Consider the following 25,407-nt stretch of genomic DNA (forward strand, 5'->3'; position numbering starts at 1 on the left):
CGGTAATTAGGAATTGGTAATTGGTAATGATAAGGGTAAAGTGTGAAGTGTAAAGCGTGTCTTTATATTTTATCCGTCATCATTCCCCCTTTCCCTATGGTTTTTAATTGGTTTCGCCGCCAGTATAGCGATCGCCCCGACGAGTCCGAAAACGATCTGGCTAAATCCGCTGAACCTGAAGCAGATTCTACCGAATCAACGCCCACAGAGGAACAACAGCCTGAACCCGTTGTTGAAGACTATCTCAGTTGGGCTAAAGCCGCCTACAAAAATATTCAGCAGCAAAAAGGGCTGGGTGAAATAGCAGAAGTGTCGGCCCCAGCAGCCTCCGAACCAGTTGGGGTAGAAACTCCCGCTGAGATTTCTCAGATAGAGGAATCTGTCACATCAGAAGTCACGCCACCGATCGCTGAACCTGTTGCTGAGATTTCTCAGATAGAGGAATCTGTCACATCAGAAGTCACGTCACCGATCGCTGAACCTGTTGCTGAGATTTCTCAGATAGAGGAACCAGCCACACTAGAAGTCACGTCGCAGACTATCAGCGAACCTATTTCTGAAATAAAAATTGCTACAGAAACTTTAGAGAGTTCTACAGCAGAAACACCCGCTGAACAAACAGAATTAATCCATCCACCAGAAGCACTAATAACAGCAAAAATACCAGAAATAGAAATAGAAACCTTTGCATCACCAACGCTAGTAGTTTCGGCAGAAAATCCAGGTGAGGCAACAATTTCTGCATTAGAAACTCAACAGCCAGAGACAACTACTACCGAACCTTTACCATTTTGGGCAAGAGCTCAAGCTGAACGAGAAGCGCGGATAGAACGTTTAAAAGAAACAGCAATTGAAGAACCAGAAGAAATTATTGCTGCTATTAATTCAACCGTAGCCGAACCCTCAACAGTTATTGATGAAGAATTTCCAGTTGATTTCGACGAGGGTTTTGTTTGGTCAGCAGAAATTTTAGCTTCTCAAGGCCGCCGTCCCGATCAAATTTCTTTTGAGGAAATTACTTGGCTACAAAAATTACGGCAAGGGTTAGAGAGAACTCGCCGTAGTTTGATTAACCAGCTTAAAGCCATAGTTGGTCAAGGCCCGCTCAATCAAGATGCAGTGATCGAAATTGAGTCGCTGTTATTGCAAGCAGATGTAGGAGTTGAGGCTACAGATATTATTGTCAATGCTTTGCAACAAAAACTGCGAGAGGAAGTATTACCCCCAGAAGAAGCGATCGCTTATCTCAAAAAACTTTTACGCGAGCTCCTTGATTCTCCTTACCAAGAAAGCGCCTCTAGGAATCATGTTGCAAGCCGGACTTTTGCCCCAGAAAAAGATACCTTCAATATCTGGTTAGTTGTTGGCGTTAATGGCGCTGGCAAAACTACAACTATTGGCAAAATTGCCCACCTGGCCCAGAAATCTGACTACCGAACCTTAATAGCGGCGGCTGATACTTTTCGGGCCGCAGCAGTAGAGCAAGTGAAGGTTTGGGGAGCTCGTAGCGATGTAGAAGTGATTGCCAATCCTGGGAAAAATACTGACCCTGCTGCTGTGGTATTTGACGCGATCGCGGCAGCTCAATCGCGAAATACAGAACTTTTAATTGTTGACACCGCCGGTCGCCTCCAAAACAAGAAAAATTTAATGGACGAACTTAGCAAAATTCGTCGGATTATAGACAAAAAAGCTCCCGGTGCTGTCGTAGAATCTCTACTGGTTTTGGATGCAACCTTGGGGCAAAATGGTCTGCGACAGGCTGAAGTTTTCTCAGAGGCAGCACAACTTAGCGGAGTAGTCTTGACAAAACTCGATGGAACTGCTAAAGGTGGTGTGGCACTGGCTGTAGTACAGCAGCTAGGTCTACCGATCCGGTTTATTGGTGTCGGGGAAAGTATCGAAGACCTCCGCCCTTTTTCTAGTTATGAGTTTGTAGAAGCGCTACTTAGTGGTTAACGGTTAACGGTTAACGGTTAACGGTTAACGGTTAACCGCTCAAGTTAATAGTTGATAGCTAGCAATTAGCAATTAGCAATTAGCAATTAGCAATTAGCAATTAGCAATTAGCAGTTAGCAATTAGCAGTTAACAATTAACAGTTAACAGTTAACAATTAACAGTTAACAGTTAACAATTAACAGTTAATCTCAAGTTCAAAAAAACGGTAACAAATAACTCCCAACCCGATGACTGCTGTGCCCTTGCCAAGACCCTCACCTCAACCGGCTGACCGCTCTCCCGGTCGTAATCCTTCAGAAGTAACGCCAGTTTTTGCGCTTAAAGAACTGGTGGCGAGACTGCACAGGGAACAGCATAATATTCAAGATATGTTGAGTTCCTTGGGATTTGCCTTGCGTAGTTTTAATAACCTCAATCAATTCTTAGAGTTAATTCCTTTAGTTGCCACTCGCATTACTGATGCTGATGGTGGAGCCCTGGTACTTTTCAAGCCGAATGGTCAAGTTCGGTTTCAGCAGTTGCACTGTCAGGAAGGCCGTCAGTGCCAAGATATGCGGAAAGCTTTGGAGATAGCAACTCGCTCGGTTGTTGCTGAAATGGGTACTCCTATGGAAGCTTTTCCTGAAACGTTTTTGCAAACTTCAACTGCAACTCTTGACGATCAAGTGAGTCGCTATTTAGGCGAGGATGTTCGCTTGTTTGGAGCTCCGATTTTGGTGAAGAATTCCGAACGGGGTCGCCTTTATGTTTTTAGCCATGACCCAGAATATGCTTGGACTCCAAGTCGGCAAAAATTGGTGAGGTTAGTGGCGGATCAAACTGCCGTTGCGATCGCTAATGATGAACTTACTGTTAAGTTACAAGAAAAGGAACGTTTAGACAGAGAATTAGAAATTGGAGCCGAGATTCAACTACGGTTACTTCCTCGCCAATGTCCGAAAATTCCTGGCGTTGATGTGGCTGCTCGTTGCGAAACTGCTAGCCGCGTTGGTGGGGATTACTATGATTTTATTCCTGCCGATCATGACCCGCTTTTGAAATCTAACGAAGCAGAATATCCTTCATCTTTGTTGCAAAATCTCAAATCCAAAATTGAAAAAGGCCGCTGGAGTATTGTCATTGGCGATGTCATGGGGAAAGGTGTACCTGCGGGTTTAATTATGACTATGACGAGGGGAATGCTACGGGCTGAAGTTTTAAACCGCCACTCGCCTTCTAGGATTCTTCAACATTTAAATCGGGTGATGTATGCGGATTTGGACAATTCCCACCGATTTGTCACTTTGTTTTATTCTGAGTATGACCCCAAAACGCGGATTTTGTCTTACAGTAATGCGGCTCACAACCCGCCTTTGCTATGGCAATCGTCAACAAATTCTATTAAACGGCTAGATACTTTAGGAATGCTGATCGGGTTGGATGCAGATTCGCACTATTTTGAGTCCCAAGTGCAGTTGTTTCCGGGAGATACTATTATTTATTACACTGATGGTTTTACGGATGCTTCTAACCAAAGGGGCGATCGGTTTGATGAGGAAAACCTGAGTACGGCTTTTCAGTGGGCTTGTCATAATTATCAGGAGTCTGAGGCTATTTTGGATTACCTGTTTGACCGAGTTCAACAGTTTATTGGCTTGGGAAACCGTAATGGGGATGACATGACGCTTGTTGTGATGCGAGTAAAAGTTTCTACAGGGGAGAATAGTAATGATTGTTAATACCGTGCCAGAAATCGCTAACCATTTGGTCAGTCTGACTGATGGAAATGACTCTCTACTTTTGTTGCTTTGGAATTCGCTTTTTGATGGGACAGTGGTGTTAGGTCAAACCTATGACATTTTCGCTAATATGCAGAAAGCTTGGAGCAACTTTCTTTCAACTGGTCAAGCTGCGGCTTTTGTAATTGGCATTTTTGTGGGATGGTTCATTAAGGGTATTATGCCTTAGATTTGTTAACGGTTAACTGTTAACTGTTAATGGCAGTAGTGGGGTGGGAAATCGCCGCAAAAAAGCGATGTTTTTCATAGCCATAGATGGTTGTCAGCGATTGCCCACTCTACAAATTATAGAAGTGTTTATTTATGCTACCTACTTAACAGTTAACTGTTAACTGTTCATGGCAGAGTTGAAGTATCCTAATGCAATCGGCAATTTAGGACACTTGACACTTAACACCCAAAACCTATGACAACTGACCCCAAAACTTGGAGCCAAAGGTTTGAATCAGCGCTGCACCCTGCGATCGCGCGTTTCAATGCCAGTATTAGCTTTGATATTGAATTGATCGAGTATGACATCACTGGTTCTGTAGCTCATGCAACAATGTTGGCTAAAACTGGCATTATTTCTGAGGTTGAAGGCGAACAACTGGTTACTGGTTTGGAACAGATTCGCCTGGAATATCGCCAAGGCTTTTTTAAGCCGGGAGTTGATGCTGAAGATGTCCACTTTGCTGTAGAAAAGCGGCTGACGGAAATTGCTGGGGATGTGGGTAAGAAGTTGCATACGGCGCGATCGCGCAATGACCAAGTAGGTACTGATACCCGTCTCTATTTGCGAGCGGAAATAGCTCTAATTCGCAACCAATTAAGGGAATTTCAAAATGTTTTGCTCGCCATCGCTGAGGACAATGTAGAAACTTTAATTCCTGGTTACACCCACCTACAACGCGCCCAGCCTTTGAGTTTAGCCCATCACCTTTTAGCTTATTTTGAAATGGCAGATCGGGATTGGGAACGTCTGGGTGATGTTAATAAGAGGGTGAATATTTCGCCGCTGGGATCTGGGGCGCTAGCGGGGACTACTTTTCCCATTGACAGGCATTATACGGCGGAACTCTTGCAATTTGAAGGAGTTTATGCTAATAGCTTGGATGGAGTCAGCGATCGCGACTTTGCGATCGAATTTCTCTGTGCCGCCAGCTTGATTATGGTACATCTGAGCCGCTTAGCAGAAGAAATTATTCTCTGGTCAACTCAAGAATTTGGATTTATCACCCTCAAAGATAGCTGTGCTACGGGTTCCAGTATCATGCCCCAAAAGAAAAATCCTGATGTTCCCGAACTGGTACGGGGAAAAACCGGGCGCGTGTTTGGTCACTTGCAAGGTATGCTAGTGCTAATGAAAGGTTTACCCTTGGCATACAACAAAGATTTGCAAGACGATAAAGAAGCCTTGTTTGACAGCGTAAACACCGTCAAAGCTTGCTTAGAAGCGATGGCGGTACTGATGGGCGAAGGAATTGTATTTAATGGCGATCGCCTAGCCGCTGCTGTGGCGGAAGACTTTTCCAACGCCACAGACGTAGCAGACTACCTAGCAGCGCGAGGCGTACCCTTCCGGGAAGCGTACAACCTCGTGGGCAAAGTTGTCAAAACCTGCATCGCTGGGGGAAAACTCCTCAAAGATTTGAGTATTGAGGAGTGGAAAACCTTGCACCCTCAGTTCGAGTCAGATATTTACGAGGCGATCGCTCCCCGGCAAGTAGTTGCAGCTCGCAACAGTTACGGCGGAACCGGATTCGAGCAAGTCAGGAAAGCACTTGCCGCCGCGCGATCGCGCCTGGGTCATTAAGTTTCAGCAGCCGCCATGTCGTTCTGCTGTCTGCCGCCATCAGACGACCGCTGGCCGCCTCTGCCGCCAGAGTAAAAAGGCGTAGTTTTACGTTTGCGAAACTTGCGGGCGTAAGCTTGATTCCGTAGGGCTTTCTCTTTCTTCAGATTGCGGCGTTTAGCCATGCTGACCTCAATAATAAACAACAAAACGGCTGCATATTTTTAAGCAGCCGCCGAGCCTTTCCGAGGCTCATTCTGCTACCTGTGGGCATTAGAGCTACTCATACATTGAGCAGTTACAGCCACAATTGCGTGAATTATTACTTTACTAGAATGCGGTATCCCGCGTTAAGCTAGTTTGTTTATAGATACTTCACAAGTAGATCATAGCAGGCTCCATGCAGCCGTGAAAAACCAATTACCCTCTTGACAAAACTGACAGATGACCCTTAACCCTGGAGATTTAGCTCCTGACTTCAGCTTACCCGACACTGAAGGCAACCAAATCAGCCTCGCAGATTTGCGGGGAGTGCGAGTTGTGCTGTATTTTTACCCCCGCGACAACACTCCCGGTTGTACCAAAGAAGCTTGTGGATTCAGGGACATTTACGCCGATTTTCAGTCTCGGAATATCGCAATATTCGGTGTCAGCACTTAGGAGAAGGAAGAAGGAAGAAGGAAGAAGGAAGAGGGAAGAGGGAAGAGGGAAGAGGGAAGAAGGAAGAAGGAAGAAGGAAGAAGGAAAGAAGGAATTAAAATCAAGATTATAAGTAAGCGGGCATAAATTAAATGTAAAGTTTCTATAGTTGGAAGCTAATCTCAAAAAAGCTTTTTCCCTCTTCCTTCTTCCTTCTTCTTATGCGTCGATTGTGGCAGATTGGACAAACTGTATTAGGCATTATCTTTCGTCATCCCATTACCGGCACTAGCGTTATCCCTGTATTGCCGGACGGTAGAATTGTTTTAATTCGCCGCCGTGATAATGGTCTGTGGGCATTACCGGGGGGAATAGTAGACTGGGGCGAAGATATTCCCACCTCCGTCCGCCGCGAATTAGCGGAGGAAACAGGCTTAGAATTAGTGAAAATTCGCCGTTTGGTGGGCGTATACTCTGCTCCGGATCGAGATCCGAGAATTCATTCTATTTGCGTGGTGGTCGAAGCAGAAGTGCAGGGTGATATGCAGGTGTACGATACCCTTGAGGTGAGTGAGGTGCAAGCTTTTTTTCCGGCTTCGTTGCCAGAGGGTAAGCTCAGCCATGACCACGACCAGCAGTTACAAGACTATTTTAAGGGTCTGACGATTCTGGCTTAAGGCGGTTGAGAATCAAACTTTTTATGGATTATCCTAAAAAGTTTGTTCTCAAGAATCCCCACCTATGCAACAGGAGAGAGGTCAATTTAGATTTGGGTAAAATTCCCCTTTGGCGTACAATCTTCTTTGAGGTTTTGGCTCGCTCTTTTTATGACACTCGTCAAGTTTTTTACGCCTCAACATTGAACAAGGATGTATTTATCGCTCCGTAATTCCCGCGTCAAGCTCTCTGTTGGGCAAATCTTCTGGCGTGAAATCGGCTCTGGTGCTGATGTGGTATTTTTGCATGGCTCGTTGCATGACAGCACTCAATGGCTACCTGTGATTGAGCGTTTAGGTGCCGATTACCATTGTTTTGTTCCTGATTTGCTGGGGTTTGGTGAGTCGGAGCCGATGTCTCGAAAGATTCACTACTCGATTGAGTTAGAGGTTGAGTGTTTGGCTGAGTATTTGGAGACTTTGAAGCTGCGACAGTTTTATTTAGTTGCTCATTCTCTGGGAGGCTGGATTGCGGCGAGCTATGCGCTGAAGTATTCGGATCGAGTGTTGGGTTTGGTACTGTTAGCACCGGAGGGGGTGAAGGCGGGTTATGTGAAGCAGCGCTGGCTGTGGGCTAGGTGGTTGTGGGTGTTGCCGAATGCTGGTTTGGGGGTGCTGCGATCGCTCTCTCCTGTGGCTAGAATCTTGGGTCTTCAAAAAAAAGTTGACCGATTGATACAACTGAAGCAAGGTTTATCTAAGTCGCCTGGGGCTGCTAAACTTTTGTTCGCTCGCAGGCGGGTAGAAATTCAAAGGGAGTTATTGGACGATCGCCTGTCTTGGCTGAAGATACCTGTTTTGATTTTACAAGGCTCGGAGGATAACGCTGTAAGTTTGTCCTTGAGTCAATCCTATGCTGGACTGGCTCCTAAAGCCGAAATGCAAGTTGTTAGTCCGGGGGGGAGCAATTTGCCGCAGGAAGTACCGGAGGCGATCGCTCAACACATTCGCAAGTTTATCAGTCAGTATTATTGAATTGTTAGTTGTTAGTTGTTAGTTGTTAAGAACATCTTAGCCGGAGTCGCGGTTAATTTTATTTAACAGGGATAGCGATCGAAAACACAGTACCCTCACCAGGGACAGAGTTAACTAAAATTTTACCCCCATGTTTTTCTTCAATGATTTGCTGCGCGATCGCCAATCCTAATCCCGTGCCTTTCCCCACACCTTTAGTCGTAAACAAGTGGTCAAAAATCTTTTCTTTAACCTCTTCATTCATCCCTTTACCATTATCAGCAATGGCAATTTTTACGGCTTGATTTTCTAGTGATGTGGTAATTTTAATTTGATTGGAATTAGCTTTAATTTCGGCAAAATTCTGCCCAATGTTTGATTCATCTAGGGCATCAATAGCATTGGCTAAAATATTCATAAATACCTGATTTAATTGACCGGGCAAACATTCAATTTGTGGTAAATTTCCATAGTCTTTAATTACTTTGATTTCTGGGCGATTTTTGTTAGCTTTGAGGCGATGTTTGAGGATCATTAAGGTGCTATCAATCCCATCGTGGATATTGCAGGCAATGGGGCGATCTGTGTCAGCGCGGGAGAAAGTTCTTAAGCTAGTGCTAATATCTTGAATTCGTTTTACTCCTTCTCGCATCGAACCGACCAATTTTGGTAAGTCTTCCCGGATGTATTCAAGTTCAATATTTTCTATTTCTTCTTGAATTTCTGGATGTAATTGAGGATATTTTTCTTGGACTAAATCTATTAATCCCAATAAATCGTTGATATAATCTAAGGCTGGTTCAATATTACCAGTCAGAAAGCCAACCGGATTATTAATTTCGTGAGCAACTCCGGCGATTAAGTTACCCAAGGCTGACATTTTTTCACTTTGAACTATTGTTAGTTGTGCTTGTTTGAGGTCAGTTAAGGCTTGTTGTGCGGCTTGATATAAACGGGCATTTTCTAAGGAAATGGCAGCTTGAGCGCAAATTAAATTGAGGACTTCCACACGATCGCTGGTAAATGCTCCCACTGTTAGGTTATTTTCTAAATACAAAACTCCTATCAATAGTCCTTGATTCATAATTGGGCTACAAATAACACTTTTTGGCTGGTGTTTTTGGATATAAATATCAGCCGCAAATTGAGAACTTATCCGGGCATCTGCTAATACTAAAGGTGATAAAGTTCGCTTGACATTATTTACCAAACTAATTGCTATATCTGGGCTAGATTCTAGAGGAATTGATGATAATAGTTGTGGCGATTCTCCTTCTGCTACCAAGGCTACTACTTTTAAATCTGTATCTTGTTTGAGCAGTAAGACACATTTACTGGCTCCAGCATTGGCAATGACTATTTCTAGGAGAGTAGTTAGAAGTTTATTGAGTTCAATTTCTCCAGAAATCGCTTGAGAGGCCTTGAGTAAAGTTGCCAAATCCAAGGCTTCAGAGACAGTGCTAGAGGTATGAGTAGAAGCGATCGTTCCTCGGATCAATGTTTCTTTCAAGGAATTAGTAGTGCGAGGTTGTTGCAGGATGGGTGCGAGGAGTTGGGGATAGCGTTGTTCTAAATGATTAACTTTGGCTTTAGCACCCCATCGGGCATAACAATAGTAGGCTTCGATCGCATGAATTTGGGCAAATTTTTCTTTCCCCCATTCTAAGTAAAACTTCATCGCCAATTCATTAGCTAGTGCTTCTTCGTTGACAAATTTATTTTCTTTAGCAAGACAGATGGCGCGATCGTAATGTTCGATTGCTTCGGTTTTATTGCCCAAAACTCGATACTTTTCGGCTTCAACTAAATACCATTTGTGTAGATGATTCATGGGAGCATTTTGCGCCCACTGTTTCAAAGTAGTTTGATCGGCTTCCACCAAGGTAAGAAGCTCTGCTTGTTCCGGCTCTGGCTGTGTAGAGAAAAGCGCCAAATATGTCAGGGCTGCATAGAAATGGAAAACGGGAATAAAAATCATAGCTGATGCTGCCATCAAATATTTTTTGGCTTGGGCGCTATGGTCTAATGCAGCCGTGTAATTGCCAAAAAAGTAGGCTAAGAAAAGTTTGTAGATGTAAGCAAAAGCGATCGAAGTAAGATCGTTGTCCTGATGGTGCTTAGGAATCATCACTGTTTCATCGTAGGCATTACCAATTAAGCAATCCGACAGAATACGAGTTTCCCTCAAGTTCCGCACCAACTGATGCACCATATCCAAATAAGTCTGGGCAGAATATTGTTTTGTCTGCACTAAGACACTCCTGTAACCTGCTATTTCTGGCTCCCAAATATCCAGTTCTACCCCACCAAAAAGGTTAGCATTGAAGTAATTGATCGTGCAGTAGCCAGCGTTGAGAAAATCACCAGTTTCCATACCAGTCGCATAGCCATCCTTCACAGTCAACATCATTGCCCTCAGAGATTCCTGACGATGCTGAATAAAACCGCCAAACAGAAGTAAAACCGTACACTTAAATTCACCCACATTAAATCTTTCCAACAAGTTCAGTCCCAATCGCCCAAAGCTATAACCCGTTTCCACTTCTCCTAAAAAGGCACACAATACCATGCCGTGAATCGCATACCCCGCCGTTGATGCGGGTGTATTCCCAAACTGGAGGGACAAACTAACCATAGTCGCGCTTAGTATGGGCATTAATCCCGGCATTCCCTGGAAAACAGTGGCAAATAACATTCCTAATAGTTGCATGGCTGCCTGAGTCTGGGGATCGCTCATTACAGGGAGATCGATTAGTTCCTGAATCCCTCTGCCGCTTTGAAGATTGGCTAGGTTTTCTAGCGCTTTGCCAATCTTGGTTTCGTCAGGTGCGGTGGGGAGTTCAACCCCTAATTGCGAGAGTGCATCTCTGGCGACTGCGATCGCTTCTAACATCTGACTTTGGGCTGTCAGTGCGACGATTTGAATTTTGTAAATTTTGATTTTATCTAATATTGTTTGAGCTTCTTGTAACACCAGTGCAGCCATCTCTTCCATCTTGTCAAGATCGGCATTCAAATAGGCAACTTCGGTAGCAGCCACATAGAGATTTAATGTTAATTCATACTGATGAAGCCAACAGTCCTCTGTCAATAACTCAATCCCTATTTGTAAATAAGTTTTGGCTGCTATATATGCGGTAGAATTCCTAGCTTTAACTCCAGCTTTTAAGTTAAGTTTGGCTAAGGTTTCCCGTTCCGTTGGTGCGGTAATTAGCTCTTTTCCTTGGTTTAAATGTCCGACAATATCAAACAGTTTTTCCTCTTGCTCTATTTCTGATAAATTTTGCTGGAGTAACTGACCAATTTTGAGATGTGTGGCTTTTTTGTGAGATTCTGGAATCAAAGAATAAGCAGCTTGTTGAACGCGATCGTGCAAAAACCGATAAGTGGGATTGGCTGATGCTTGGAAAACTTCTTCACTCTCCAATTGAGTAAAAAACTTATAAATTCTGGTGGTGGGAATTACCAAACCTTCTTGCAATGCTTTCCATAAAGCTGTAGCTGTCATACCCGCAGATTGTTCGCTGACAATTATCAAAGTATTTAAATCAAACTCGGCTCCAATACAAGCCGCTAATTTGAGCATATCCTGAGTCTGTGTCGGCAATTTTTGCAATTGTAGTGCCATAAACTCTACGACATCATCAGTAAGTGCTAAGGCATTGACTTGGGCAATATCGCACTGCCAATGTTGGATATCCCAATTAAAACTAATTAATTTATCATCATGTAATGCTTTGAGAAACTGGGTGGCAAAAAATGGATTTCCTTGAGTTTTTTGATAAACTAATTTTGTTAAGGTTTTGGCTAGAGACAAGTCGCAATTCAGGGTATCTGCTACCAACTGATTCATGTCTGATTCCCTTAAGGGTGGCAAGGTAATTGTATTGACTGTTGCCCCAGTTTTGACGATCTCATCTACGGTTAAGATAAATGGATGCACTGGGGAGACTTCATTATCGCGATAAGCTCCTAATACTAATAGATATCCTGTATCTTGCAGCAGTAATTTCAATAAATTTAGTGAGGCTGAATCCGCCCATTGCAAGTCATCTAAAAACATCACTAATGGATGCTCAATACTTGTGAAAACTTGCACAAACTTTTGAAACAGTAAATTAAAGCGATTTTGGGCGGCACTGCCTGATAATTCTGTGGCTGGTAGCTGTTTGCCAATGATGTTTTCTAATTCGGGAATTACGTCAATTAAGACTTGTCCGCTATCTCCCAAAGCTGCTAAAATTCGATTTTTCCAGTTGTGCAATTGGTCATCTGATTCAGATAGCAATTGCCCCATTAAGTCGCGGAAAGCTTGCACAAATGCACTGAAGGGAATATTGCGTTGAAATTGATCGTATTTGCCTTTAATAAAATAACCGCGTTGTCGTACAATTGGTTTATGTACTTCGTTAACTACAGCGGTTTTTCCGATTCCTGAAAATCCTGCTACTAGCATCATTTCGGTTTGGTCTGTGCTGACTCTTTCAAAGGCAGCTAAGAGTCGATCTACTTCGTTTTCTCTGCCGTAGAGTTTTTCAGGGATGGTAAAGCGATCGCTGATATCTCGCTTACCAATTTCAAAAGATTCTATCTGACCTGTTGTTTGTAATTGTTTTAAACAAATCTCTAAATCGTGCTTAATTCCCAAGGCAGTTTGATAACGATATTCAGCATTTTTTGCCATCAGTTTGCTAACAATTTCTGACAAGGCTAGGGGGATTTGGAAATTAATTTGATGGATGGGTATTGGGTGTTTAGCCAAATGACAATGCACTAATTCCATCGCATCTTCTGAAACAAAGGGTAATTCTCCTGTCAATAACTCATAAAGTGTCACTCCTAGGGAATAAAAGTCACTGCGATAGTCAATGCCTCGATTCATTCTGCCCGTTTGTTCTGGGGAAAGATAGGCTAATGTTCCTTCTAAGATATTGGGATTTTGGATTTCTTGGGTTTCTCTAGGTAGAAGGGAAGAAATACTAAAGTCAATTAATTTAACTTGTTTGGTATCTGGATTAATTAAAATATTGGCGGGTTTGATATCTTTGTGAATGACTCGGTTTTGGTAGAGATAGTCGAGAATGTCTGTAAGTTGGATCGCGATGTTAATAAATTCTGCTAAAGGTAAATATTTATTGATTTTTCCTTCATTTGTTGCTATTTTGAGATAATTAGATAGGGAGACTCCACCAAAGTCTTCCATCACCAAGGTATAGCTATTACGGTATGGCTCTAGAGCCAGAGGTTGAATAATGCTAGGAAAGTTAAGATTTTTCGCAATGGTATATTGGTTACGAAACTGAAGCAGTTCAGTAAAGTTAGGATATTCGTTTCGCAGGATTTTAATTACTATTGGCTTTTGGTCGTTGGTACGGATGCCTCGATAGACGAGGGTACGAGTACCTATATATAGTTCTTCTGTAATTTGATAGTCTGAAAAATTTGGGTGTGCGTTCATAACTCGTTTCTCCTCTATTAGACAACTGTTGAATTAGAATATTCTTATGACTTACACAACTAGCGCTATTAGTAGGTGCATCAGATGTAAAAACCATGATTCCCTAAATCCATGCTTTGTCTGACGCACCTACAAACTGATGTCATTGTGACAGTTGGCGTGAATCCTGATTCTATTCTATTCTATTCTACTCCCTTAGATGACAGGGGATAGCGATCTCAAACACAGTAACCTCAGCAGGTGCAGAATCAACTTTGATTTTTCCCTGATGTTTTTCTTCAATAATTTGACGCGCGATCGCCAGTCCCAATCCTGTCCCTTTTCCTACTTCCTTCGTGGTAAATAAATGTTCAAAAATCTTTGATTGCACGTCAGCATTCATACCAATTCCATTGTCTTTAATCCGAATTATTGCCTGTTTTTTGTCACTGGTTAACTCTGTTTTAACGGTAATTTCATTGTTAATTTCCCCATAAGTATGCCCAGTATTTGATTCTTCAACTGCATCAATGGCATTACTCAACAGATTCATAAATACCTGATTTAACTGTCCCGCATAACATTCGATTTGGGGTAAATTCCCATAGTCTTTAATCACTTTAATTTCAGGACGATTTTCGTTGGCTTTTAGGCGATGTTTCAGGATCATAATGGTACTGTCAATCCCCTCGTGGATATTGCAAGCAACCGGATGATTAGTATCCGCACGGGAGAAGGTTCGCAAACTTGTGCTAATGTCTTGAATTCGCTTCACACCTTCCTGCATTGAACTGACTAATTTTGGTAAGTCTTCCCGGATGTATTCAAGTTCAATCGCTTCTATTTCTGCTTGAATTGATGTACTATAATTAGGGTATTCTTGCTGAAATAGATTAATCAATCCAAACAAATCATTGATATAATCTAAGGCTGGTTCAATATTACCAGTCAGGAAGCCAACCGGATTATTAATTTCGTGGGCAACTCCGGCGACTAAGTTACCCAATGCAGACATTTTTTCACTTTGAACTATTGTTAGTTGTGCTTGTTTTAGGTCAGTTAATGCTTGTTGTGCTGCTTGATACAGACGGGCATTTTCTAAGGAAATAGCAGCTTGAGAGCAAATTAGATTGAGGACTTCTATGCGTTCGCTGGTAAATGCTCCCACTGTTAGGTTATTTTCTAAATACAAAACTCCTATCAACTGTCCTTGATTCATAATTGGGCTACAAAGAATGCTTTTTGGCTGATATTTTTGAATATAAATATCACCAGCAAACTGAGAATTTATCCGGGCATCTGCTAATACTAAAGGTGATAAAGTTCGCTTGACATTATTTACCAAACTAATTGCTATATCGGGGCTAGATTCTAGAGGAATTGATGGTAATAGTTGTGGTGATTGTCCCCCTTCTACAAGAGCTACTAAGTTTAAATCAAGCTCTTGTTTGAGGAGTAAAACACATTTACTGGCTCCTGCATTGGTAATTACTATTTCTAGGAGAGTAGTTAGGAGTTTATTGAGTTCAATTTCTCCAGAAATTGCTTGAGAGGCTTTGAGTAAAGTTGCCAAATCCAAGGCTTCAGAGGCACTGCTAGAGGTATGAGTAGAAGCGATCGTTCCTCGGATCAATGTTTCCTTGAAGGAATTAGTAGTGCGAGGTTGTTGCAGGATGGGTGCGAGGAGTTGGGGATAGCGTTGTTGTAAATGATTAATTTTGGCTTTTGCTCCCCAGTGAGCATAACAATAGTAGGCTTCCTGCATATAAAGAGCCGCTAATTTCTCTTTTCCCCAGTTGAGATAGAATTTAGCTGCTAGTTCGTTGGCTAAGGCTTCTTCTTGGATATATTCGTTTTCTTTCGCTCCACTAATGGCGCGATCGTAAAAATCCCCAGCTTCATAACACTTTCCTAAGACCCGATATTTTTCGGCTTCCACCAGTTGCCATTTATGCAAGTGATTCATCGGTGCATCAGTTGCCCATTTTTGCATTTTGTCTTGATTATCAGCAACTTTGTTTAGCTGATTTTTTATCTCATAATCCTGTCGATCGTTTAACCATTGCAGCCGAGCTAAAGAATCGTATAAATAAAATGCTGGAATGACAAACATAGCCGTGACTCCATTTAAATATTGTTCGGCAATTGCGGCATTTTCTAGCGCCTCTTCCACGCGGTCGAACAAATAATTTAAAATTAGCTTATGGCTATGTACCATATGTAAAGCGAGAAGATCGTTAAAGGAATAATGAAATGCTAAAGATTCTTCTTCGTTGTACGCTTCCCCCACCAAACGACCTGGATGGCTAGACGGTTTGATTAAGTTTAAAATTCCCTGTCTGTGAATTTCACTCCAATAAAAAACTGTCTCCTGTTTAAATTCCTGAAAGGCTTGACTGTACCTGGCGATTTCTGATTCGAGTTCTTTCAATGGGCTGCCAGAAAAATATGAATTAAAACTACCGTAACAAGCACAATAAGCCGCAAATTCTAGATCGCCAGTTTCTAAACCTATTTGGTATGCTAAAAAAAGAGGTTTAATGGTGTCGCGAGCGGGTTCTTTCCAATGTCGAATATCTCCCTCCGTATTGATAAAAACCTTGGCGGCAATTTCTTTGGCATCAAATTTAGATAAAATGTTTAAAGCTAGTTGGCCAAATTGATAACCGGATTCGATATCGCCCAGGACTCCACAGAGAGTTGTGCCGTAAATAGCATAAGAAAAAGCAGACCAAGGAGCGTTACCATATTTAATTGATAATTTTACTTGCTCGCAGACAATGAAAGGCAAAAATTGCGGTAGAGCAATATAAGCTGCTCCAATAATGCTACTGAGAATGCGTAAAGCCGCCATTTTTTCCAGATCGCTCATCGTGGGCAAGTCTTTTAATTGCTCAATTGGCCGATCGCTCCATTGGGATTTAGTATCTGCAAATGCTCGTTGAATATCTGCATCGGTTGGCGATTCGGGAAAACTGACTCCGAATAACTTTAAAACAGAAAAAGCAATTTTGATCGCCTCTACAAATTGATTTCTAACTGCATAAGCTTGTAGTTTTATTTCATAAACTTTAACTCGTTCTAATAGCGATCCCGCCGACTGCAATACTTCCTCAATTAATTCCTCCATTGCCTCAAATTCGCCATTGAGATAAGCTGCCTCTGCTGCCGACTCGAATAACTTTAAAGTGAGTTCGTACTGACTCTGCCAACGGTCGTCTTGGAGGAGTTCTCGACCTACAGCGAAATAATCAAAGGCGGTATTATAAGCTGTTGCCGCTTTGGCTTTCGTTCCGGCGACTAAGTTTAACCGGGCTAACTGTTCTCGTTCCTTTGGTTTAGCGATTAACTTCACTCCATAATTTAACTGATTGACAATATCGAAAATCTTTTCCTCCTGCTGTGCTTCAGGGATATTTTTTAACAACAACTGTCCAATTTTTAGGTGAGTTGCTTGTTTTTGATCATCGAGAATTAATGAATAAGCAGCTTGCTGAACTCGGTCATGTAAAAACCGATACGTGGGATTGGCCGTCGCCTTAAATACTTCTTCACTATCTGATTGGGTGAAAAATTTATAGATTTTGGTTGTGGGAATCACCAAACCTTCTTGTAAGGTTTTCCATAAAGCTTTAGCTGTCTTTCTTGTCGATTTTTCACTGACAATTATCAAGGTATTCAAATCAAATTCTGCACCAATACAAGCCGCTAGTTTGAGCATTTCCTGAGTTTTTATTGGCAATTTCTGCAATTGCAACGCCATAAACTCTACTACATCATTAGTAATCGCTAAGGCTTTAACTTGGGCAAGATCGCACTGCCACCCCCCTGGTCTTCCCCCTTGGGAATCAGGGGAGTTAAAGCTAATTAGTTGATCGCTATGTAATGCTTTGAGAAACTGAGTCGCAAAAAAGGGATTTCCTTGAGTTTTTTGATAGACTAATTTGGTTAAAGTATAGGCCAGATGTGATTCGCAATTCAGCGTATCTGCGATTAATTGATTGAGATTTACTTCGCTTAATGCTAGTAAAGTAATTATATTTACCGTTGCCTGATTTTTGACAATTTCCTCTAGGGTTAAAATGAAGGGATGAACGGGGGAAACTTCGTTATCTCGATAAGCACCTAATATTAATAAATATTCCGTATCTTGCATTAATAATTTCAGCAAATTTAGGGAGGCTGAATCTGACCATTGTAAGTCATCTAAAAACATCACTAATGGATGTTCTTTACTGGTGAAGACTTGGACGAATTTTGGCAATAGCAAATCAAAGCGATTTTGGGCTGCACTTCCTGACAATTGTGTTGCTGGTGGCTGTTTGCCAATGATGTTTTCTAACTCAGGAATGACATCAATTAAGACTTGTCCATTTTCTCCCACTGCTGCTAATATTTGATTTTTCCATTGTTGAATTTGAGCATCATTTTCTGATAGCAACTGTCCGATTAAGTCGCGGAAAGCTTGCACAAATGCACTGAAGGGAATATTGCGTTGAAATTGGTCGTATTTGCCTTTGATGAAGTAACCATGCTGACGGACAATGGGTTTATGTACTTCATTAACTACGGCGGTTTTTCCAATACCAGAGAAACCCGCCACTAGCATCATTTCGGCTGCACCTGTATTAACTCTTTCAAAGGCTGCTAATAGTTGATTAACTTCTTTTTCTCTACCGTAAAGTTTTTCAGGTATGGTAAATCTGTCGCTAATATCTCGCTTTCCGAGTTCAAACTTTTCTATATTGCCTCTTGTTTGTAATTGCTCTAAGCAGATATCTAAATCGTGTTTTAATCCTAATGCACTTTGATAGCGATCTTCGGCATTCTTTGCCATCAGTTTACTGACAATTTCTGATATAATCGAGGGGATTTCTGCATTGATTTGATGGATGAGTATTGGCTGTTTGGCCAAATGACAATGCACTAATTCCATTGCATCTTCTGAGATAAATGGTAATTCTCCTGTTAATAGTTCATAAAATGTAATTCCCAAGGAATAAAAGTCACTGCGATAGTCAATACCTCGATTCATTCTGCCCGTTTGTTCTGGGGATAGATAGGCTAATGTTCCTTCTAAGATATTAGGATTTTGGATTTCTTGGGTTTCTCGTGGTAGCAGGGAAGAAATACTAAAATCAATTAGTTTGATTTGTTTGGTATCTGGATTAATCAGAATATTAGCGGGTTTAATATCTTTGTGAATGACTCTATTTTGGTAGAGATAGTGGAGAATGTCTGTAAGTTGGATCGCAATGTTAAGAAATTCTACTAAAGGTAAAGATTTACAAATTTTAGTTTCATCTGTTGCTATTTTGAGATAATTAGATAGGGAGACTCCGCCAAAGTCTTCCATGACTAAGGCATAGCTATTGTGATATTGTTCTAGAGTCAGCGGTTGAATAATACTAGGGAATTTAAGGTTTTTAGCAATGGTGTATTGGTTGCGAAATTGCAGGAGTTCGTTGAAGTTCGGGTAGTCGTTTCGCAGTAGTTTAATGGCAACAGGAGTGCGATCGCGCTCTCGAATACCTCGATAGACAAAAGTACGAGAACCTGCATAGATTTGTTCTGTGATGGTATATCCAGGAAGATGAGTGACGTTCTCCATTTTTTTGACTTAAACAAAATAAAACTACTATTATTCTATCTTATCGTTATCATAGTGAGTGCTATTATTACTAATAATTTACAGAATTTAATATAACCTCTCTCATTCCCCAAAAAATGCTATAAGGAGCTTCAATTATAGGGGTAGCTAAATGGGGAAATAGATTTTTGAAATAGGTTAGTAAGAAAGTGCGATCGCCGCCCGTGAAAGCAATCTTACTTTCTGGAAATTCCCGCCGCCAATCTTCTATAAAATCCCTAACTCCTGCAACTAAAGTGTAAATAATGCCGCTCTGTATTGCTTGTGGTGTATCCATAGCCCAGCGTGGGGGCAAATTTTCTGGTAAATTTATTAATGGTAGCGCTGCTGTTTTTTGTGCTAGAGAAGATAACTGTAAAGTTAAACCCGGTAAGATTGCACCACCAACTAGGCATTTATTGACATCTACCCCAGTAAATGTTATCGCAGTGCCAGCATCAATTACTAGAATCGGCCAACCTAACTCAGTACCAGCACCTAGTACAGCCAAAGCTCTGTCAATTCCGAGGGTAGGGTAGACTCCTAAAAGTGGCAACCGATCTAAGGTAATTATGTGAAGATCGGGATAGTTTTGCCAAAGTTCCGCCTGCTGGGGTACTACTGAAGCTAAAACTAGAGAAAGAGGAACAGAAGACTGAAATTTATTACTTAACTGCTTTACGGCATCAGGGGTTAAATGCTCTGTATCCCAGGTTTCCTGAAGTGCTGTACCAGCAAACTTTGCCCAGTGCAGTCGCGAATTGCCAATCATTAAAGCGATTTGGATGTGGTCTTTCATGGCTAAGGGGGAAGGAGGAAGGAGGAAGGAGGAAAGAGGAAGAATGATTATAACGTCAGCTTTTAGCTCTTCAGATTTTATGTATGATTAGGTAGATTTAGTGCGGGATTTATTTTATTTTTTTCTCTGATATAACTTTAACATTAAAAATCTAGTTTTGCCATTAAAACTTTCTGAAAAACTGGAGGAATTTTTAGCCTCTAGTTTCTGCTCTCTATTATACCTTCAAATTTAAGTCGAGATGTTTTCGATTGCTGAAAGTATTGATTTTATTGTGTTTTCCTTATTTCTTATTCCTTCTGCTATAATTTATTAATACTTGAAAAGTCTGAGTCGATCTGGTAAGACTAAGGGCAGGGTGCAATTGAGCCGTCTCAGACGATATTGAGTAAAACACCACAAAAATACTGAATTTCTATGTATCTGAAAGTAGAGTCACCTAACTGTCCTTGGCCGAGAGTATCATCTAAGTTTACTGAAACAGAGGATGGCATCTCAGAGGAAAATATTTCCTTGGCAAAAACAGAGGAACAAGAAAAACTGATCGTGCAATTGCAACAACAAGTTCAGTTGTCTAACTTGCTGAATCAAATCAATAATGAAGTCCGTCGCACTCTCGATCTAGAAGAGGTTCTAAATTCTGCGTGTCGCCTCCTGGGAGAGGCTCTAAAATGCAGTCGCACGAGCATTTTAGTTAAAGAATCAGAAGAAGAAGAAAGTCTGGTGACGCGAGGAGAGTACAACGCAGGAGAATATTCGACGCAACTCGGTATGAAAGTGCCAATTTGTGATAACGCTCACCTGCAAACTCTCATTTGTCAGGATCGCCCTTTGGCGGTGACAAAATTTGCTGATTTTTCCGGCTTGGGGGAGGAGACTAGGGAGATTATAAAGACTTTGAGGATTAGGTCGATGTTAGCTGTTGCTACTCGCTATCAAGGGCGGGTAAATGGGATAATTGGGTTGCAACAGTGCGATCGCGAACGGGAATGGACGGAATGGGAACAGCAATTGATTGAGGGGGTAGCGTCTCAGTTAGCGATCGCGATTAACCAAGCAAAATTATACGCTGAAACTCGCCGCCAAGCGGAATGTGAATCTTTGTTGCGTCTGGTGAGTAATCAAATTCGCAGCACATTAGATGTTAAAACTATACTGCAAACGGCAGTAAGAGAAGTGCGCCAACTTTTAAACACCGATCGTGTGGTTATTTACCAATTTAAAGACAAATGGGAAGGCGAAATTGTAGTTGAGGATCTTATCATTCCTTGGCCGTCAATTTTTGGAGATTCGATTAGTGATAATTGCTTTTCTCAGGAATATGCTCAGCATTATTTAGAAGGACGAGTGAGAGCAATTAATGATATTCAAAAGGCTGGTTTAGATCGGTGTCACGTTGATTTCTTAACGGCTTTGCAGGTAAAATCTAACTTAATTGTACCGATTGTTATTTGTAGAACTGAGAACAGTTCGCTGGAAGTAGAGAACGAAGAAAAGGAAGAAGATCCGCGAGGTCAACGAAGTAAACCTTCCCCATCCTCACTATCTTCTAGTCGCTTATGGGGTTTAATGATTGCTCAAGAGTGCCAAAGTATCCGGCATTGGCAACTGCAAGAAACGGAATTACTGCGGCAGTTAGGGGAGCAAATGGCGATCGCAATTCAACAAGCAGAACTTTATGCAGAGGTGCAATTAGCGGCGGTAAAATCCCAAGCTCAAGCTCAAAAATTGCAAACTACTTTAGAGGAATTACGGTCAACTCAGCAGCAATTAATCCAAAGTGAAAAAATGTCTAGTTTAGGGCAAATGGTGGCTGGAGTTGCCCATGAAATTAACAATGCTAATAATTTCATTCATGTCAATTTGTTTCACGCTCAAGAATATGCCAAGACTTTAAGTGAAGCGATTGAAATATGTGCAAATTCTTGCCCGGAAGCAGCAGCTACCGTCATAAAACTTGAGGAGGAATTTGAGTTGGATTACATTAGACAAGATTTCCCTACATTGCTAAAGTCGATGCAGGAAGGGAGCGATCGGATTCGTTCAATTGTCACAACTTTACGTAATTTTTCTCGTCTCGATGAATCTCAATTTAAGCCAGCCAATCTAAATCAAGGTTTAGAAAGTAGTTTGGCTATGCTGCAAAATCGATTAAAAAACGGTATTGAAATCCAGAAAGAATACGGAGATTTACCGTTATTAGAATGTAATGCGGCTCAAATTAATCAAGTGTTTTTCCACTTGCTGCAAAATGCCTTAGATGCCATATTGACATCAGGAAAACCAGGGAAGGTTACTATTTGCACAGAAAGTGCGGATAAGTTGGTGACAATTTCAATTCGGGATAGTGGTGTTGGCATTTCGCCTGAGATTCAAAATCAAATTTTTGACCCATTTTTTACGACTAAACCAGTGGGAAAGGGTACTGGTTTGGGATTATCGATTTGCTATCAGGCAATTGTTAAAGATCATGGTGGCACAATTCGTTGTTATAGCAAAGTTGGTGAAGGTACTGAGTTTGTTGTACAATTGCCATTGGCTACCAGCGAATAAATCTGATTTTATTAACTGGATTTATCGGAGGTTTGAGTGAGCTTGCGGTTTGCTTGTGCTAGAATCATCTTTTAAGTCAATTTACCACCAAACGCTATGAACTTTTTAACAACTCTAACTACTAATAACACCGATACTGTCACACTGAGCGTTACCGAAATTATCAATGATACTCTGTGTATCACCTGCGAAGCTGGTCAACAAGTTTTCGAGGCAATTGCAGCAGCTTTCAGAGAAAATAAAAGCGTGGTTCTTTCTTTCAAGGATTGTGAAGACTTCACAAGGGGTTTCCTGAGCGAGGGAATTGCTCAATTGTATGAATATTTTCCAGAAGAGCAAATCCGTAATTCACTCAGTATAGTAGATATCGATCCTGAAGATGCAGAATATATTGAGAATGTTATATACTGGCGACGGCGGTATTTAGAAAACCCTGAGCGTTTCAAGGAAGCCGCAAAAGAATCTCTGTGTGCTGAGGATAATGATGAGTAACCAAGTTTATAATATCCAAGATTACAGATTTAGCTCATCTGATTCTATATTATTCGATGCTAATGTGTGGCTGTATATTTATGGGCCGCAAGGTGAGAGTTTACCAAGATTACGAAGTACATATCACTTAGCACTGAGAAAGATTCGTGGTGCTAAGATTCCAATCTTTATCGATGTACTCGTACTTTCGGAATTTATCAATGCCTCTGCTCGATTAGTTTACAATGATTTGCCGCAGGGAATAAAACCACAAGATTTTAAGACTTTTCGCCAAAGTAATGAATTCAATTCTATTGCTAGCCAAATTGCTAAAGATGCTCGCAGAATACTTAAGAAATGCGAACGAATTGACAGCGGTTTTGAATCAGCGGATTTAGGAGGAATATTGAGCGATTATGCTGTGGGAGATGTTGATTTCAATGACAAGATTTTGGCTGAACTCTGCAAGGCAAAAAATCTAAAATTGGTGACTCACGATGCCGATTTTAAAGGTGAAGATTTGACCGTGATTACAGCTAATCGTAAATTTTTTAATTAAAAATGTAACCACGACAGGATGGTAGGGTTACGGGATTCAGAGATTTTGGGTTATTGCATAGCATATTTAGTTATTTCTGTCAATAGCAAAGTGCGGCAATTCCACGAAAGCAAACAGAACATAGACTCAGTTTTAGTATCCTTAACTGATTGATAGGTTTTTTAATAAAGATTTACAATTAAAACGTGCCACAATGGAACTAATGATGTATTAATGACTTGCTCACAAGGAGGCGAAAGATGGTAGCGCTCACTGAACGAGTACAACGCAGGTTGACGGTAGAGACTGGCGCGATCGCGGCTGACACGACGACTATTCGCTGTCTGGATTGGGATCGCGATCGCTTTGACATAGAATTCGGCCTCAAAAACGGCACAACTTATAACTCATTTATCATTCGCGGCGAGAAAACTGCGCTGGTTGATACCTCCCATGAGAAGTTCCGCCAGCAATATCTCGATATTCTTAAGGGTTTAATTGACCCCACTGAGATTGATTACTTAATTATCAGCCATACTGAACCAGACCATAGCGGTTTAGTTAAAGATGTGCTGGAATTGGCCCCCCAAGTAACAATTGTGGCTTCAAAAGTAGCAATTCAATTCTTAGAAGACTTGGTGCATCAACCATTTAAACGACAGATAGTTAAAAATGGCGACAAACTAGATTTAGGTAACGGTCACGTTATCGAATTTGTATCAGCACCGAACTTGCATTGGCCGGATACAATTTTTAGTTATGATGCCAAAACCCAAGTGATGTTCACTTGCGATGCCTTTGGGATGCACTACTGTTCAGACAGCACTTATGATGCAGATTTGGCTGCTATTGAAGAAGATTATCACTTCTATTATGAGTGCTTGATGGCTCCCAATGCGCGGTCGGTTTTAAGTGCGATGAAACGGATGGCGGAACTAGGAGAAATTAACACAGTTGCTACAGGTCACGGGCCACTTTTGCGGCATAATGTTGTTGAACTCACTGGACGCTATAAAAAGTGGAGTCAAGAACAAACAAAGGCAGAAACAACTGTTGCGGTGTTCTATGCTTCCGACTACGGTTATAGCGATCGCCTTAGCCAAGCGATCGCACACGGTATTACTAAAACTGGAGTCGCCGTCGAAATGATGGATCTCAAAACCGCCGATCCGCAGGAAGTTGGCGAACTGGTAGGTTTAGCTACTGGTATAGTCATTTGTACGCCACCCAGTACAGGCCCCGCTGCTGGGATCGCAGAAACAGCAATTAACACAATTTTAGCCGCTGTTAATAGCAAACAATCTATCGGTTTATGCGAGTCTGGAGGTGGAGACGACTTATCGATTTATCCCTTACGAAATAAGTTCAAAGAGTTGGGATTAAAAGAAGCTTTCCCCAACATTTTGATCAAGGAAACCCCGACAGAAGCAACCTATCAGTTGTGCGATGAAGCAGGCACAGACTTGGGACAATGGCTAACGCGAGATAAAGCTGTTAAGCAGATGAAATCCCTCGATAGCGACCTCGATAAAGCCTTGGGTCGAATTAGTGGTGGACTGTATATCATCACTGCTCAAAAAGGCGAAGTTAGCGGCGCAATGTTAGCCTCATGGGTGATGCAAGCTAGCTTTAAACCGTTAGGTTTAACCATCGCAGTTGCCAAAGACCGTGCAATTGAATCGATGATGCACACGGGAGACAAATTTGTTTTAAATGTGTTATCGGAAAACAATTATCAAGCGCTAATGAAGCACTTTTTAAAGCGTTTTCCTCCGGGTGCAGATCGCTTTGCCGGTGTTAAAACTCAACCTGCTAGCAATGGTTCTCCCATTCTTACGGAAGCTCTAGCTTATTTGGAATGTCAAGTAACTAGCCGCATGGAAGTAAGCGATCATTATATTGTTTATGCGACAGTTGATAATGGTCGAGTCAGCGATCCTGACTCTTTACCAGCCGTACACCACCGCAAAGTAGGCAATCACTACTAAGTTGGCATTAGTGGCTTTAGTCACTTGAATTGTAAAAAAAGTGCCTAAAGCCACTACAAAAAAATCGTTTATTTATAGCAGTTTTCAATGAGTATATACTGCTTTTAATAACTAATTAGCAATTAGCAATTAGCAATTAGCAGGATGTATACATTATTAAACAGAAAACT

Annotated in this window: 15 protein-coding genes and 1 pseudogene; 12 read left to right on the forward strand and 4 right to left on the reverse strand. The window is 41.5% G+C overall.

The window, feature by feature from the left end; all coding sequences use genetic code 11:
- The first annotated feature begins 96 nt into the window (after window positions 1-96).
- The 4 genes from ftsY to argH all read left to right on the forward strand — a co-directional run bounded on the left by ftsY (window position 97) and on the right by argH (window position 5,534).
- A complete protein-coding gene (ftsY, locus tag PY364_RS04560; protein ID WP_275520968.1) occupies window positions 97-1,959 on the forward strand; it encodes a signal recognition particle-docking protein FtsY in 1,863 nt (620 codons plus the stop codon).
- 229 nt (window positions 1,960-2,188) lie between these two features.
- The gene (locus PY364_RS04565; RefSeq protein WP_275520969.1) at window positions 2,189-3,679 is read left to right on the forward strand and encodes a PP2C family protein-serine/threonine phosphatase; all 1,491 of its coding nucleotides are present in this window, start codon (window positions 2,189-2,191) and stop codon (window positions 3,677-3,679) included.
- Window positions 3,669-3,908, forward strand: a complete 240-nt coding sequence (locus PY364_RS04570) for a hypothetical protein (protein ID WP_275520970.1) — start codon at window positions 3,669-3,671, stop codon at window positions 3,906-3,908. The genes PY364_RS04565 and PY364_RS04570 overlap by 11 nt, the downstream gene beginning before the upstream one ends.
- Before the next feature lie 237 nt (window positions 3,909-4,145).
- Complete coding sequence (gene argH, locus PY364_RS04575) at window positions 4,146-5,534, forward strand: argininosuccinate lyase (RefSeq protein WP_275520971.1); 1,389 nt, start codon at window positions 4,146-4,148, stop codon at window positions 5,532-5,534.
- Here argH and PY364_RS04580 read toward each other — a convergent pair.
- The gene (locus PY364_RS04580; RefSeq protein ID WP_007357310.1) at window positions 5,531-5,698 is read right to left on the reverse strand and encodes a hypothetical protein; all 168 of its coding nucleotides are present in this window, start codon (window positions 5,696-5,698) and stop codon (window positions 5,531-5,533) included. The genes argH and PY364_RS04580 overlap by 4 nt on opposite strands.
- A 259-nt stretch (window positions 5,699-5,957) precedes the next feature.
- Between PY364_RS04580 and PY364_RS04585 the strand changes: the two are divergent.
- The 4 genes and pseudogenes from PY364_RS04585 to PY364_RS04600 all read left to right on the forward strand — a co-directional run.
- A pseudogene (locus PY364_RS04585) lies at window positions 5,958-6,170 on the forward strand (redoxin domain-containing protein); the annotation flags it as partial.
- A complete protein-coding gene (locus PY364_RS04590; RefSeq protein WP_275520972.1) occupies window positions 6,160-6,285 on the forward strand; it encodes a hypothetical protein in 126 nt (41 codons plus the stop codon). The pseudogene PY364_RS04585 and the gene PY364_RS04590, both read left to right, overlap by 11 nt.
- Window positions 6,286-6,373: 88 nt before the next feature.
- Window positions 6,374-6,829 (forward strand): NUDIX hydrolase, encoded by a 456-nt coding sequence (locus PY364_RS04595; RefSeq protein ID WP_275520973.1) that lies wholly within the window; start codon window positions 6,374-6,376, stop codon window positions 6,827-6,829.
- Between the two features lie 192 nt (window positions 6,830-7,021).
- Window positions 7,022-7,843: an alpha/beta hydrolase gene (locus PY364_RS04600; protein WP_275520974.1), complete on the forward strand. Its 822-nt coding sequence runs from the start codon at window positions 7,022-7,024 to the stop codon at window positions 7,841-7,843.
- Window positions 7,844-7,901: 58 nt separating this feature from the next.
- On the opposite strand, the gene PY364_RS04605 is transcribed toward PY364_RS04600, so the two are convergent.
- The 3 genes from PY364_RS04605 to PY364_RS04615 form a co-directional block, all read right to left on the reverse strand.
- Complete coding sequence (locus tag PY364_RS04605; RefSeq protein ID WP_275520975.1) at window positions 7,902-13,280, reverse strand: ATP-binding sensor histidine kinase; 5,379 nt, start codon at window positions 13,278-13,280, stop codon at window positions 7,902-7,904.
- Window positions 13,281-13,467: 187 nt separating this feature from the next.
- Window positions 13,468-18,870 (reverse strand): ATP-binding sensor histidine kinase, encoded by a 5,403-nt coding sequence (locus tag PY364_RS04610; protein ID WP_275520976.1) that lies wholly within the window; start codon window positions 18,868-18,870, stop codon window positions 13,468-13,470.
- 70 nt (window positions 18,871-18,940) lie between these two features.
- The gene (locus PY364_RS04615; protein WP_275520977.1) at window positions 18,941-19,687 is read right to left on the reverse strand and encodes a pantothenate kinase; all 747 of its coding nucleotides are present in this window, start codon (window positions 19,685-19,687) and stop codon (window positions 18,941-18,943) included.
- A gap of 417 nt (window positions 19,688-20,104) precedes the next feature.
- Here PY364_RS04615 and PY364_RS04620 point away from each other — a divergent pair, with 417 nt between their 5' ends.
- The 4 genes from PY364_RS04620 (at window position 20,105) to PY364_RS04635 (ending at window position 25,237) form a co-directional block, all read left to right on the forward strand.
- A complete protein-coding gene (locus PY364_RS04620) occupies window positions 20,105-22,240 on the forward strand; it encodes a GAF domain-containing protein (protein WP_275520978.1) in 2,136 nt (711 codons plus the stop codon).
- 96 nt (window positions 22,241-22,336) lie between these two features.
- Window positions 22,337-22,732 (forward strand): STAS-like domain-containing protein, encoded by a 396-nt coding sequence (locus PY364_RS04625; protein ID WP_275520979.1) that lies wholly within the window; start codon window positions 22,337-22,339, stop codon window positions 22,730-22,732.
- A complete protein-coding gene (locus PY364_RS04630) occupies window positions 22,722-23,270 on the forward strand; it encodes a PIN domain-containing protein (protein WP_275520980.1) in 549 nt (182 codons plus the stop codon). Before PY364_RS04625 ends, PY364_RS04630 begins: the two co-directional genes overlap by 11 nt.
- Window positions 23,271-23,509: 239 nt before the next feature.
- Window positions 23,510-25,237 carry a diflavin flavoprotein gene (locus PY364_RS04635; protein ID WP_275520981.1) on the forward strand — a complete coding sequence of 576 codons (1,728 nt, stop codon included), beginning with the start codon at window positions 23,510-23,512 and terminating at the stop codon, window positions 25,235-25,237.
- Window positions 25,238-25,407 lie beyond the last annotated feature (170 nt).

It is taken from the genome of Kamptonema sp. UHCC 0994 (assembly GCF_029167235.1).
Taxonomy (GTDB): domain Bacteria; phylum Cyanobacteriota; class Cyanobacteriia; order Cyanobacteriales; family Microcoleaceae; genus Kamptonema.